This is a genomic window from Dysgonomonas reticulitermitis, assembly GCF_054601275.1.
The window spans coordinates 101,215-114,476 of sequence record NZ_BAAHWU010000003.1 but is presented as its reverse complement, the minus strand read 5'-3'; the positions used below and the strand labels follow the sequence as shown (position 1 = coordinate 114,476).

Below are 13,262 nucleotides of genomic sequence, written 5' to 3'. Positions count from 1 at the left end.
AAAAGGAGGTCATATGATCTCCTTTTTTAGCTCTTTTAACTATGAAAAACCATCTCCCATTTGAGCCGAAATTTCCAGAGGTTGTCGATTGTCTTATTTCAGAGTACGATTGGTTGGAAATTCTTAAAAAGCAAAATAAATCTTATAATGACTTGCTTGATTATTTGATTGAGCTTGGGAAATATGCAAGTATTGATCCAAACGAGTGTTGTGATAGAGAAAGTACCAAAATCAGAACAATTTCTGAGAAGACCAGTATTTCTCCTTCAAAAGTTCGTAACTGGATTTTTAAGGTATATGATGATCTTTTTCATTTAAATATAAATGATCCGATGCTTTTTGCGAAAGAAGGCTGTTATCGTCACGAGCTTTCATTTAGTTCAACTTACGGTTCTTATAGAAATTTTAGCCTTTGGTTACCTTATAGACTAAATCTTTATGATGGCTTTACTTTTCCATTTATAAGAGCAAAAGTGAATTATGATTTTTTCTATGTAAACCGAATCTCGGTAAAGCATGGGTATGGCAAAATCATTATTGATACTGAACTTTGTGATGGATTATACAATAGTTATAGAGAGCTTATTTATGACAAAGCATATTTTCTAGATGTATTATCTTTAAACGACATTATGAATCTAACAGACTTTGATATTGATAAACTATTGAAAGAATATTCTCAAAAGTCACGAATTTCGTATGACTATCGTGAACAAAATTATGGTAGAAAAAAGAAATCTTTTTGATCTTTATCTAAAATGCGGACATGTTGCGGACACGAAGCTGAAAGCAAAAACGCTAAATCATTTATTTGCAATGATTTAGCGTTTGATTTCAGTACCCAGAGCCGGGATCGAACCGGCATGGAAGTGAATCCACTGGTGTTTGAGACCAGCGCGTCTACCAATTCCGCCATCTGGGCTTGTGAGGTGCAAAAGTAAACATATTTTTTATAATTCAAAGAGCCGAACTTAACTTTTTTAAAAAAGTCTTACTTATTTTTTACTGTTATTACGATCTTTTGTTTTGTTTGTATTTTCGGATAATGTAACTTTGTGTAAAATTTGAATGATATGGATAACAAAAACAACTATTGCGTTATTATGGGAGGTGGTATCGGTAGCCGATTTTGGCCTTTTAGCCGCGAAGCCAGACCTAAGCAATTCCTCGATTTTTTTGGTACAGGACGCTCCCTTTTGCAACTGACAGTTGATCGATTCAAGAAGATTCTTCCCGTAGAGAATATATATATTGTCACCAATAAGGAGTATGCCCAAATGGTGCTGGACGAATTACCTGAGCTTAAGCCTAATCAGGTGTTATTGGAGCCTATGCGCAGGAATACGGCGCCATGTATAGCGTTCGCTACATACCATATCAATTCGTTTGCGCCGGATGCAAATGTCGTTGTAGCACCATCTGACCATTTGATTCTAAAAGAAGATGAGTTCTTGAACATAATTCAGAATGCCTTTGCTTTTGTAGAAAAACATAAAACCTTACTTACACTGGGAATCCGTCCGAGCCGTCCCGAAACCGGTTATGGATATATTCAGATGAGCGAGAATAAAATTGACGGAGTACATAAGGTAAAGGTATTTACGGAGAAACCTAATATCGACTTAGCCAAGGTGTTCTTCGAAAGTGGAGAATTTCTTTGGAACTCAGGCCTTTTTATTTGGAATAATAAAGCAATATTGGATGCCTTTCATAAATATCTGCCGGAAATAACAAATCGTTTCGATCAGGGATTAAGCGTATTTGGAACTGAAAAAGAGAAGGCCTTTATTGACGAGAACTTTCCGTTTTGCCCTAATATTTCCATCGATTATGGTATTATAGAAAAGGCTGATAATGTATATGTGCAGGCAGCAGAATTCGGGTGGTCCGATTTGGGAACATGGGGTTCATTATATGAGATATCAGATAAGGATGAAGACGGCAACGCCTCTTTGATTGCTGAGACATTGTTTTTCGACAGTTCGGAAAATATTGTCACATTGCCATCCGGTAAATTAGCCGTTATTCAGGGACTTGAAGGATATATCGTAGCCGAAGCCGACGGTGTACTCCTTATATGTAAGAAAGATGAAGAACAACGTATTAAGCAATTTGTGACAGATGCCAAATTGAAATACGGAGAAAAGTATATTTAATAATTACAATAACAAATGTCTAAGGAACTTAAACCAAACTTGCCATACTTAGTGGCCGATATATCTTTGGCCGATTTCGGAAGAAAAGAAATCGATATAGCTGAGCATGAAATGCCCGGATTGATGGCTCTGCGTAAGAAATACGGAGCTTCGAAACCCTTGAAAGGAGCCCGTATTATGGGATCGCTCCATATGACCGTACAAACAGCCGTATTGATAGAAACACTTAAAGAGCTGGGAGCTGACATACGCTGGGTTAGTTGTAATATTTTCTCAACACAGGATCACGCGGCGGCAGCTATCGCAGCAACAGGGATTCCCGTTTTTGCATGGAAAGGTGAAACGTTGGAAGAATACTGGTGGTGTACAGAACAAGCCCTTTCGTTCCCGGGAGGAAAAGGCCCAAATCTGATTGTTGATGACGGCGGAGACGCTACGTTGCTGATTCATTGGGGATATAAAGCAGAAGAAAATACCGATTTCTTGAATCGTAAAGCAGGAAGTCATGAGGAGCAAGTGATTCTCGATACAATTTCACGTATATTGAAAGAAGACAGTAACCGTTGGCATCGTACAGTAGCTGATTGGAAAGGCGTTTCGGAAGAAACAACTACCGGAGTTCACCGCCTGTACCAGATGATGGAACGCGGCGAATTGCTTATCCCAGCTATCAATGTTAACGATTCGGTTACGAAGTCCAAATTCGACAATCTTTACGGTTGCCGCGAATCATTGGCCGATGGTATTAAACGCGCGACAGATGTGATGATTGCCGGTAAAGTGGTCGTGGTAGCAGGATATGGCGATGTGGGTAAAGGTTGTGCTCATTCCATGCGTTCCTACGGAGCCCGTGTTATTGTCACCGAAATAGATCCTATCTGCGCTTTACAGGCAGCGATGGAAGGCTTTGAAGTAACCACAATGGAAGAGGCTGTTAAAGAAGGAAATATTTTTGTAACCACAACCGGAAACAAAGATATTATTACCATCGAACATATGTCTCGCATGAAAGACCAGGCCATCGTATGTAATATAGGACATTTTGATAACGAAATACAGGTAGATAAACTGAAAGGTTTTCCAAGCATCAAGCACACGAATATAAAACCACAGGTAGATAAATACACCTTCCCCGATGGACATTCTATATTCTTGTTAGCTGAAGGCCGTTTAGTAAACTTAGGTTGCGCAACCGGACACCCTTCGTTTGTGATGAGTAATTCGTTCACCAATCAGACGTTAGCCCAGATAGAACTGTGGGTGAATGATTATGCCGTAAATGTTTACCGTCTGCCGAAACATTTGGATGAAGAGGTAGCCCGTCTACATTTGGATCAGATCGGAGTTAAGCTGACAAGGTTGAGCCAGGAGCAGGCCGATTACCTTGGGGTTCCGGTAGAAGGACCTTACAAGCCGGATCATTATAGATATTGATCATATTAAATTTCTATAAAAGCAGGATTTATACGAATAAAGGCTGTTCTTATGTTGCTTATATCCTCGCTCGCGCGGACATTTTGTCCGTGTGTTGCCCGAAAGGGCAAATCTCTTTTTGCTACGCAACACTCAGACGGGACGTCTGCGCGAGCGGGGGTTAATTTTGAAGAATTACTAAACTTAAAACAAACAATATTATGAAAGATGAACACAGAGAGTATTTAAAATGGCTAACAGAAACAACTAACAAGTATAGAGGGGAATTTGCAAATCAGGCAATTGTTATAGAGCAAATTATAGAAGAATTTCTCTCACATTATTTCATTTCAGATGTAAAAGAAGAGGAGAAAAGGTTGCACTTTCGCCAACTTATATTAGGTTCTATTGATGTAACTTTTAGTCAAAAAATAAACATGATTTCTGAAATAGGAAAGAAATTCTTACCATCAAATTTTGATAAATACAAACCATTATTTAGTAAAATAGATAAATTAAGAAAGAAAAGAAATGAATTTGCACACTCAAAGATAGATGGTCAAGAGAAAACTATTTTACTACATTATCAAGAAAGAGACAAACTCTATTTATTAAAACTTGATAAATACAAAATAAAACAAACAGTTTTTGAAATTAGCATATTAGAAAATCTACTTAAAGATTATTGGGATATAACAGTAGAATTAAACGATATGTTGAATGAATATTTAGTTTTCATAAAGGCTCTCCCGTCCGATATTTCCACTAAGTGACCATATTTAATTTATGTACAATGATTAGATATTGCATTCATTCAACAATAACATTATTCATTTAATAAATATGATGCAATATCTAAAAGTATCAATTCTTAAGCAAAATATTTTCATAAAAATGAGAATTATTTTACATTAATACTTGTTTTGGTGTAATTATATTCTTACCTTTACCATGTAATCATTAACAAAGTAAAGGTAGACCATTATGTTAGGACTTAATTTCAAATCACTGATACAATTAGTTAAAGTATTTAAGGATGAAAATACATGTATGGAACACCTTGAAAAACTTATTTGGAAGGATGGTGTAGTTTCTCCTTTTGACCCTACCTCTAAAGTATATAAGTGTGCAGGTCATAAATATAAATGCAAGAACTCAGGTCGATATTTTAATGTAAAAACCGATACTATATTTGATAGTACCAAAATTGAACTACAAAAATGGTTTATGGCTATTTGGTTAATCACTTCTCATAAAAAAGGTATATCATCTCATCAATTAGCTAAAGACATTGATGTAACTCAAAAGACTGCTTGGTTTATGTTACATAGAATGAGAAATTGTTTTAGCTTCGAAAATAACCATGAATTAGACAACGAAGTTGAAACTGATGAAACTTTTATTGGTGGAAAGAACAAGAACCGACATGCAAGCAAGAAAGTAGAAAATTCACAAGGTCGTTCTTGTAAAGATAAAACCCCTGTTGTGGGAATGGTTGAGAGAAATGGTAAACTTGTTGCTAAAAAAGTTAAGAGTACAAGTTCCGAACATTTAAGCCCCGAAATCATAAAGACAATAAAGAAAGCTGCAACCCTGTATACTGATGAGTGGTTAGGTTATAATGGTATGGATAGATTATACAACCATTTATTTGTAAAACATAATCAAAAGGAGTTTGTATCTGGCAAGATATATACGAATACAATAGAAGGCTTTTGGAGTATTTTAAAAAGAGGAATTGTAGGAATCTATCATTTTACATCAAAAAAACATTTACAATATTATGTAGATGAGTTTGTATTTAGATACAATACTCGTAACTTTGATTCAGAAATGTCAAGGTTCAATTATTTTTTAACATCAATATCCAATAAGTATTTACCCTATAAGAAATTGATTGCAAATGCAATATAATGTAGAAAGAATTTCAAAAATACAAATAGATGATAGACCTATCAATTGTTATATTACAACTGATGGTATTTACTATATTGGAGATGAGATAAAATATTTCCTTTCTGCGAAAAATGATACGATACCTATCACATTATCTTTGTTAGCAGGACATAAAGAGAGAAAGATAATAGGTTATCAATTAGAGGATGTTATCAATAATATGAAACCTAGATTCCTTAAGTATTTAGCTCAAATAGGTCTTACTCGTCTTATTGAAACAGGGAATGCACCTGAAGAAACAAGTCTATCAGAATTTGACCAAGCTCTTTTAAAGGTTATGAGATATAGACCCAATAAAGATTAGGCTAAAATAGTTTATGCAATAATAAATCCCTGAATTAAGATTAGACTAATTCAGGGATTTTTCTATATTTGTATTGATGATATGTATTTGGTGTAAATAGGTATATCGTTACCATATTTTATTTATGCATTATGTGTAAACTTTTGATTCGATATACAATCCTAATGCTGTCGGTGTTATTTGTAACCACATCATGTGGAACTCAGAAAACGGCAGGGAGATTGCTATACAATCCGGAAGAGGTGGCACAATTATCTGATAAATTAGGTGTTGAGTTGAATAACCTGAATAAAGATGATGATCGTAACATGCCGTTATACGCGGAGGTCTCGTTATGGCTGGGCGTACCTTACCGTTATGCCGGCTTGTCACGTAAGGGACTTGATTGTTCCGGGTTTACATATCTTATCTATCAGAAAGTGTACAATAAGAAACTGCCAAGGTCAACCGCTGATTTGGCCGGGATGAAGATGCATCGTGTATCGAAAGGAAATTTACAGGCAGGAGATCTTGTTTTTTTCTCGACATCGAAGAGTCACAGCCGGATTAACCATGTGGGAATTTATCTGAAAGACGGGCGTTTTATACATGCGTCAACATCCCGGGGAGTGATTGTCAGCCATTTGGATGAAGGTTATTATGATCGCACATGGAAAACCGGAGGACGTGTGAAATAGTTGAATAAAGACCTTAAAATATTATAAAAAATACAGTACGTTAGTATTTTATTTGATCGGATTGTATATTTTTATTCGGCTAAAAAATAAAACTGAATGAGAATATCCCCAAAATCATTAAGATTATCAACACTTTTGTTGTTGTTTTCAGTGGCAACAATGTCCATAGCGGCAACGCCTCTGAGAAAACAAAAACCAAATAAGAAAAAGGCAGTTACCAGTTCTGTAGCTCCTAAATCTTTAAAAGTTGTACAATCGACAAATAGTGTAGAGGTAACTACTGATGATGGAAATCAATTTTTACTTCCTAAGTATGAAAAGATATTTGAGGATCAACAGCCCGCATTCCCTACTTCTAATAAATTATTGACTGATGCCGGAGTTAATCTGACTCCGTCTTTGGAGCTAATGAAAGAAAAGATGCTTGAGCAGAAAGAAATGCAGGAACTTTCTTCCAGACTAGGCATCTCTATTACAGAGCCTGCGCATCTTGATCTTTACCGGGAGGTTGCTGATTGGCTGGGTACCCGATACCGCAGAGGAGGTATGAGTCGCGAGGCTGTCGATTGTTCCGGGTTTACCAATATTATATATAAAAATGTTTATGGGATGCAACTGGACAGGGTTAGCACAGCCATAGCGAAAAATGTAAAAGAGTCTGTATCCAAAGACGACTTGGAGCCAGGAGATATGGTATTCTTCTCCACTTTCAAAAAGAAATATATAAATCATGTGGGAGTATATATAGGTGACGGTAAGTTTATACATGCATCTATAAAGCAAGGAGTGATAGTAAGCTCGCTGGTTGAAGGGTATTACAGTAAGGCGTGGCGAAAAGGAGGACGAAATCTATAAAAGATATTAAGATAGAAAGGGAGATGCGCTTGCATCTCCTTTTTTTATTCGTAGACTCTTCACTTAAATAATTATTTGTAGCAAATAGGCCAATATAAATATTAAAGGGATGCCTTAAATAGATAAGTTCTTGACATTTGTCCGTCTTTTAAAGAACTATTTATCTATTTGTCTTGTTTTGCCAGATTGTATGAGACAAAAAGATTGTTTATTGAATTAATAATGAAAAAAATGTTACGTATTTCTTGCGAAATAAAATAATTTGCATGAAATTTGTACCGTGAAATAATAATATAACAAAAATCGAAAAAGTTACAATAATATTTGGATGAAGAATTTGAAATTTACAAAGATGCACGGAGCCGGCAACGATTATATCTATATGGATGGTATTTCGCAGCAGATAGATAATCCGTCGGAGTTAGCCGTAAAGCTTAGTAATCGTAATTTTGGTATAGGATCTGACGGATTGGTACTTATATTACCCTCAGAGATATGTGATTTTAGGATGCAAATGTTCAACTCTGACGGCTCGGAAGCCGAAATGTGTGGAAATGCATCGCGTTGCGTGGGTAAATATGTTTATGATAAAGGTTTGACAGCTAAAGATGAAATAACGCTGGAAACAGCGGCCGGTATTAAATATATCACCTTGCTGGAAGGTGATTCAAAATCACGTAGGGTAACGGTGGATATGGGTGAGCCTATTCTTGATCCCGAATTAATCCCTGTAAAAGCGATAGGAGAACCTGTATTGAATCTTCCACTAGATGTAGACGGAAAGATCTGGAAAATTACATGTGTGTCGATGGGAAATCCGCATGCTGTTATCTTTACAACAAATATAAAAGATTTTGATTTGCCTGCTATTGGTACTAAATTTGAGAAACATCCTGTTTTTCCTCGTAAAACAAATACGGAGTTTATAGAAGTAATTGACCGTCAAACATTGAATATGCGTGTCTGGGAGCGAGGCGCCGGAGAAACTCTGGCTTGCGGAACGGGTGCTTGTGCTGCTGCCGTCGCTGCGGTACTGAACGATCATTGCGATCGTAAGGTAAAAATTCACTTACTGGGGGGAGATCTTGAGATAGAATGGCGTAAAGAAAATAACCACGTATATATGACAGGGGAGGCCGTTACGGTATTTGAAGGAGAATTATTAGCAAATTAGTATATTGGCAAACTTGAAAATGAATTAAAAATAAAATAACTAAAAAGGAGAGAGCAATTTGATAACGTCTTGTAGTATTTGCAAATTTGCTAATCTTCAAATTCTCATATTAAAAATATATGGCATTAATAAACGAAAATTATACAAAACTTCCGGGGGGCTACCTTTTTTCAGATATAGCAAGAAAAGTGAGTGAGTTTAAAGCGGGCCATCCGGATGCAAATGTAATCCGCCTTGGAATCGGCGATGTAACCAAACCTCTTGCTCCGGCAGTTATTTCAGCTTTGCATAAAGCTGTCGATGAAATGGGAGAGGCTTCTACTTTCAGAGGGTATGGTCCCGAACAAGGATATGATTTCTTAGTAAATACAATTGTAGAAAATGATTATAAAGCAAGAGGATTAAATATAGCTGTCGACGAAATATTTGTAAGCGATGGATCGAAAAGCGATACCGGCAATATCGGCGATATTTTAGGCTTAGACAATATAGTAGCTGTTACCGACCCTGTATATCCTGTATATGTGGACACAAATGCCATGGCTGGCAGGGCTGGAGAGCTTTTGCCCGATGGTAAATGGAGCAAATTAGTATATGTGCCTTGTACGAGTGAAAACGATTTTATCCCATCGTTACCTACCGAAAAAGTAGATATCGTCTACCTCTGTTATCCTAATAATCCGACAGGAACCACTTTAACTAAAGACCAGCTAAAGGTTTGGGTCGATTGGGCTATTGAGAATAAAGTATTAATCCTTTTCGATAGTGCTTATGAAGCCTATATAACAGAAAGCGATGTGCCTCACAGTATTTATGAAATAGAAGGAGCCGGCCAGGTGGCGATTGAATTTCGAAGCTTCTCCAAGACGGCAGGATTTACCGGCACCCGTTGTGCCTATACCGTAATTCCTAAATCCGTGATGGGATATACAAAGTCAGGAGAAAAAGTTTCATTAAATAAATTATGGAACAGACGGCACACTACAAAGTTCAATGGTGTTCCGTATATAATACAACGTGCAGCTGAAGCATGTTATTCGGAAGAAGGGAAGGCCCAGGTAAAGGCTGTTGTTGATTACTATCTGAATAATGCGAAAATAATTCGTGAGGGGCTTGCCGGTCAAGGTCTGAAAGTCTATGGCGGAGTAAATTCTCCTTATATTTGGGTGAAAACACCGAACGGTATGACTTCGTGGAGATTTTTTGATTACTTATTGAATGATCTGAATATTGTAGGTACACCGGGTGTCGGTTTTGGTCCTAGCGGAGAAGGATATTTGCGTTTGACGGCTTTCGGTACATTAGAGAACACGAAAGAGGCAGTTGGACGTTTAAAAAAGATTATAATTTAGATTCTTATATAACTCATCAATAAATAGTTTATGACAAAGTTACGTTTTAAAGCAGTAGCATTAGCCTCGGAGCGAAAACCGCTGGAGGTAAAGAAACCGACAAGTAAAACATCGGAGTATTATGGTGAAAAGGTGTTTAATCGCAAAGCGATGACCCAATATCTTTCCAAAGAGACTTTTAAAGCTCTTAATGATGCTATCGATAAAGGACAATCTGTAAATCGTAATCTGGCAGAGCATGTTGCAGCCGGAATGCGTATGTGGGCTCTGGAAAATGGTGTGACACATTATACTCACTGGTTTCATCCACTGACAGATGGTACAGCTGAGAAACATGACGCGTTTGTTGAACATGATGGGAATGGTGGTTTGATAGAAGAATTTGAAGGAAAGCTTCTTGCTCAGCAAGAGCCTGATGCTTCCAGTTTCCCGTCAGGGGGTCTTCGCAACACCTTCGAGGCCCGTGGCTACTCAGCATGGGATCCTTCTTCTCCGGCATTTATTGTGGGAGATACATTGTGTATCCCAACTATATTTATCTCTTATACAGGTGAGGCGCTGGATTATAAAACACCTTTATTGAAGGCTCTGAATGCAGTGGATAAAGCGGCAACGGGTGTTGTTCAATATTTTAATGAGGATGTTAAAAAAATAATTTCTAATTTGGGTTGGGAGCAAGAATACTTCCTTGTAGATGAGGATTTGTTTATGGCACGTCCGGATTTAGCTTTGACGGGAAGAACATTGATGAGTCACGAGAGTTCTAAGAACCAACAGTTGGAAGACCATTATTTTGGTGCAATACCGGAACGCGTACAACGGTTTATGGAAGAATTGGAATATGAAGCATACGCCCTGGGTATTCCGGTAAAAACACGCCATAACGAGGTTGCGCCTAACCAATTTGAGTTAGCTCCTATATATGAAGAATGTAATCTGGCTGTGGATCACAACTTACTGGTTATGTCCGTGATGGATAAAGTAGCGCGTAAACATTCGTTCCGTGTATTGTTCCACGAAAAACCATTCAAAGGAATTAATGGGTCCGGCAAGCATAACAACTGGTCGCTTTGTACAAATACCGGCATTAATTTGATCTCTCCGGGGAAAGATACAGTTGAAAACTTACGCTTTATAACATTTATCGTAAACATTCTGGCTGCGGTTCATAAGAATAACGGTTTGCTGAAGGCTTCTATTTCTTCGGCTACCAATGGTCATCGACTTGGAGCGAATGAAGCTCCTCCTGCAATTATATCTGTATTCTTGGGTACACAGGTAAGTGATGTTCTTGATAAATTCGAGAAGAGTTCCGTGCGAGATGCGATTGTTGTCGATAACAAGAAACAAATCAGTCTTGGTGTAGGACAAATTCCTGAGATTCTATTAGATAATACAGACCGTAACCGTACCTCTCCGTTTGCTTTTACGGGTAACCGTTTCGAATTCCGTGCTGTAGGTTCGTCGGCTAACTGTGCTTCTGCTATGACAGCATTGAATGCTGCGGTTGCAGAACAATTATTTGTGTTTAAAGAAGAAGTAGATACTTTGATAAAAGGTGGAAAGTCAAAAGAGGAAGCTTTATATGAAGTGTTGAAAAAATATATTAAGGAATCTCGTCATATTCGCTTTAATGGGAATGGATACAGTGACGAATGGAAAGTTGAAGCAAACAAGCGTAAGTTGGATTGCGAAACAAGCATTCCTCTGATTTACGATAGTTATACTTCAAAGCAAAGTATTAAAACCTTTGCTGGTATTTTGTCAGAAGTTGAACTTCACGCGCGTAATGAGGTAAAATGGGAGATTTATGCTAAAAAGATACAGATAGAGTCTCGTGTATTGGGCGATTTGGCTCTCAATCATATTATTCCGGTAGCTATCTCATACCAGTCTATACTATTGACCAATGTGTCTAAGCTAAAGGAAGTATCTGATAACTATAAGGAATTGGGTGCAGAGCAACTACGTTTGATAGAAAAGATTTCTACCCATGTGAATGCAATTAATGCTAAGGTGCATGAAATGATCGATACTCGTAAAATAGCTAATAATATTGAAAGTGAACGTGAGAAAGCTCTTGCTTATCATGACAATGTAGCTCCTTATCTGGATGGGATACGCTACCATATAGATAAACTGGAATTGATTGTTGATAACGAAATGTGGCCACTGGCTAAGTACAGAGAGCTGTTATTTATTCGCTAATCAGATACTTACAATAATAACAAAAGTTCCGGTTTAAGATCGGGACTTTTGTTTTATCCGTGACTCTGTTTTGAAAAAGAAAATTGCAATAATTTTATGAGATATTCGTTTTTATTAAGTACTAATTATCTTAAAATATCGTTTTGCCGAAGCTTGTGCTATTAAATTATATATCTTTGCAGAACAAACATATTGCAAATGAAAACAATACAAATTCTTATTCCTTTATTTATATGCTTTTTAATAATCTCTTGCAGTGATGGAGATAATAAAATAGATCCGATAAACGGAACATGGCATACTTTTGAAAGAACTGTTAGGCTGAGTTCAGATACAAAAAGCTCTGATGCCGAATATTTGGAGGAAAGGATTAATATTTATTATGCAGGAGAACTGAACGATTATGATATTACAAAATATTATGACAACGAGCTATTGAAAGTGGTGACTACTTTAAAAACAGACCCTGGCAAGCCGGTAAGCGAATCAGAATCGTCGTACAAAATAGAAGGAGACACCATTACCATAAATGATAAAATATACGGTGCGGTGAAATATGAATGCGTTATTACAAATAAGATATTAACATTGTACGGTACTTTAGACTTTAAAAGGATTACTGATATCGCGTATCAGCTAGGAATAATGATCTCTATCCCGCAAGACATAAAAGGAACAATAAAAATTAAGGATTATCGATAATCTTTCTTCCAAAAAAGATTTGATTTTTTCGCAGCATTGTATTATCTTTGCAACCCGATTGCTAATAGGCTGATAAGAAACCGTATAAAAAATAATGGTTCGCCTCAGGCACATAACCTGTAAATTATAAAACAGATGTACGTAATTGTAGATATTCAGGGACAACAAATGAAGGTTGAAAAAGACCAAACATTGTTTGTTCACAGAATCAACGCAGAAAATGGCTCTCAGGTAGAGTTTGAAAAAGTATTGTTAGTTGACAAAGATGGAGCTGTAACTGTAGGTGCTCCGACTGTAGAAGGTGCAAAAGTTGTGCTAGAAGTTGTATCTCAGGCAAAAGGAGATAAAGTTCTTGTTTTCCACAAGAAAAGAAGAAAAGGACACCGCAAATTAAACGGTCACCGTCAACAATTCTCGGAAGTTATAGTAAAAGAAATTATTGCTTAATCAGTTAAAAACAGAAGA

The 13,262-nt window shown here is 36.9% G+C and carries 13 protein-coding genes and 1 tRNA gene; 13 read left to right on the top strand and 1 reads right to left on the bottom strand.

The genetic code is table 11. The annotated features are described in order from the left end of the window. Positions 1 to 41 precede the first annotated feature (41 nt). A complete protein-coding gene (locus ACYPZI_RS02640; RefSeq protein ID WP_459598322.1) occupies positions 42 to 746 on the top strand; it encodes a hypothetical protein in 705 nt (234 codons plus the stop codon). 92 nt (positions 747 to 838) lie between these two features. Here ACYPZI_RS02640 and ACYPZI_RS02635 read toward each other — a convergent pair. Then, positions 839 to 922 (bottom strand) — tRNA-Leu (locus ACYPZI_RS02635). Positions 923 to 1,073: 151 nt separating this feature from the next. Here ACYPZI_RS02635 and ACYPZI_RS02630 point away from each other — a divergent pair. The 12 genes from ACYPZI_RS02630 to rplU all read left to right on the top strand — a co-directional run bounded on the left by ACYPZI_RS02630 (position 1,074) and on the right by rplU (position 13,244). Beyond that, positions 1,074 to 2,156, top strand: a complete 1,083-nt coding sequence (locus tag ACYPZI_RS02630) for a mannose-1-phosphate guanylyltransferase (protein WP_459598320.1) — start codon at positions 1,074 to 1,076, stop codon at positions 2,154 to 2,156. Positions 2,157 to 2,171: 15 nt separating this feature from the next. After that, positions 2,172 to 3,590, top strand: a complete 1,419-nt coding sequence (gene ahcY / locus ACYPZI_RS02625; RefSeq protein ID WP_459598318.1) for an adenosylhomocysteinase — start codon at positions 2,172 to 2,174, stop codon at positions 3,588 to 3,590. A 200-nt stretch (positions 3,591 to 3,790) separates the two neighbouring features. Beyond that, complete coding sequence (locus tag ACYPZI_RS02620; RefSeq protein ID WP_459598316.1) at positions 3,791 to 4,342, top strand: hypothetical protein; 552 nt, start codon at positions 3,791 to 3,793, stop codon at positions 4,340 to 4,342. A 211-nt stretch (positions 4,343 to 4,553) separates the two neighbouring features. Further along, entirely contained in the window at positions 4,554 to 5,483 is a 930-nt protein-coding gene (locus ACYPZI_RS02615; RefSeq protein ID WP_459598314.1) for an IS1595 family transposase, read from the top strand. Beyond that, positions 5,473 to 5,829 (top strand): hypothetical protein, encoded by a 357-nt coding sequence (locus tag ACYPZI_RS02610; RefSeq protein ID WP_459598312.1) that lies wholly within the window; start codon positions 5,473 to 5,475, stop codon positions 5,827 to 5,829. Before ACYPZI_RS02615 ends, ACYPZI_RS02610 begins: the two co-directional genes overlap by 11 nt. A gap of 131 nt (positions 5,830 to 5,960) precedes the next feature. Next, the gene (locus ACYPZI_RS02605) at positions 5,961 to 6,506 is read left to right on the top strand and encodes a C40 family peptidase (RefSeq protein ID WP_459598310.1); all 546 of its coding nucleotides are present in this window, start codon (positions 5,961 to 5,963) and stop codon (positions 6,504 to 6,506) included. A 96-nt stretch (positions 6,507 to 6,602) separates the two neighbouring features. After that, positions 6,603 to 7,361, top strand: coding sequence for a C40 family peptidase (locus ACYPZI_RS02600; protein ID WP_459598308.1), 759 nt, complete (start codon positions 6,603 to 6,605; stop codon positions 7,359 to 7,361). Between the two features lie 328 nt (positions 7,362 to 7,689). Beyond that, positions 7,690 to 8,535 (top strand): diaminopimelate epimerase, encoded by an 846-nt coding sequence (gene dapF, locus ACYPZI_RS02595; RefSeq protein ID WP_459598306.1) that lies wholly within the window; start codon positions 7,690 to 7,692, stop codon positions 8,533 to 8,535. Between the two features lie 119 nt (positions 8,536 to 8,654). After that, positions 8,655 to 9,887: an LL-diaminopimelate aminotransferase gene (locus ACYPZI_RS02590; RefSeq protein ID WP_459598304.1), complete on the top strand. Its 1,233-nt coding sequence runs from the start codon at positions 8,655 to 8,657 to the stop codon at positions 9,885 to 9,887. Positions 9,888 to 9,917: 30 nt separating this feature from the next. Next, a complete protein-coding gene (locus ACYPZI_RS02585; RefSeq protein ID WP_459598302.1) occupies positions 9,918 to 12,095 on the top strand; it encodes a glutamine synthetase III family protein in 2,178 nt (725 codons plus the stop codon). Positions 12,096 to 12,293: 198 nt separating this feature from the next. Beyond that, entirely contained in the window at positions 12,294 to 12,797 is a 504-nt protein-coding gene (locus tag ACYPZI_RS02580; RefSeq protein WP_459598300.1) for a hypothetical protein, read from the top strand. Positions 12,798 to 12,932: 135 nt separating this feature from the next. Continuing rightward, positions 12,933 to 13,244, top strand: coding sequence for a 50S ribosomal protein L21 (gene rplU / locus ACYPZI_RS02575; protein ID WP_459598298.1), 312 nt, complete (start codon positions 12,933 to 12,935; stop codon positions 13,242 to 13,244). Positions 13,245 to 13,262: the final 18 nt, after the last annotated feature.

What these genes read in the sequence shown, in the direction of transcription:
- ACYPZI_RS02640 (WP_459598322.1), top strand. Translation starts at nt 42, where the DNA reads ATGAAAAACCATCTCCCATTTGAGCCGAAATTTCCAGAGGTTGTCGAT.
- ACYPZI_RS02630 (WP_459598320.1), top strand. Translation starts at nt 1,074, where the DNA reads ATGGATAACAAAAACAACTATTGCGTTATTATGGGAGGTGGTATCGGT.
- ahcY (WP_459598318.1), top strand. Translation starts at nt 2,172, where the DNA reads ATGTCTAAGGAACTTAAACCAAACTTGCCATACTTAGTGGCCGATATA.
- ACYPZI_RS02620 (WP_459598316.1), top strand. Translation starts at nt 3,791, where the DNA reads ATGAAAGATGAACACAGAGAGTATTTAAAATGGCTAACAGAAACAACT.
- ACYPZI_RS02615 (WP_459598314.1), top strand. Translation starts at nt 4,554, where the DNA reads ATGTTAGGACTTAATTTCAAATCACTGATACAATTAGTTAAAGTATTT.
- ACYPZI_RS02610 (WP_459598312.1), top strand. Translation starts at nt 5,473, where the DNA reads ATGCAATATAATGTAGAAAGAATTTCAAAAATACAAATAGATGATAGA.
- ACYPZI_RS02605 (WP_459598310.1), top strand. Translation starts at nt 5,961, where the DNA reads ATGTGTAAACTTTTGATTCGATATACAATCCTAATGCTGTCGGTGTTA.
- ACYPZI_RS02600 (WP_459598308.1), top strand. Translation starts at nt 6,603, where the DNA reads ATGAGAATATCCCCAAAATCATTAAGATTATCAACACTTTTGTTGTTG.
- dapF (WP_459598306.1), top strand. Translation starts at nt 7,690, where the DNA reads ATGAAGAATTTGAAATTTACAAAGATGCACGGAGCCGGCAACGATTAT.
- ACYPZI_RS02590 (WP_459598304.1), top strand. Translation starts at nt 8,655, where the DNA reads ATGGCATTAATAAACGAAAATTATACAAAACTTCCGGGGGGCTACCTT.
- ACYPZI_RS02585 (WP_459598302.1), top strand. Translation starts at nt 9,918, where the DNA reads ATGACAAAGTTACGTTTTAAAGCAGTAGCATTAGCCTCGGAGCGAAAA.
- ACYPZI_RS02580 (WP_459598300.1), top strand. Translation starts at nt 12,294, where the DNA reads ATGAAAACAATACAAATTCTTATTCCTTTATTTATATGCTTTTTAATA.
- rplU (WP_459598298.1), top strand. Translation starts at nt 12,933, where the DNA reads ATGTACGTAATTGTAGATATTCAGGGACAACAAATGAAGGTTGAAAAA.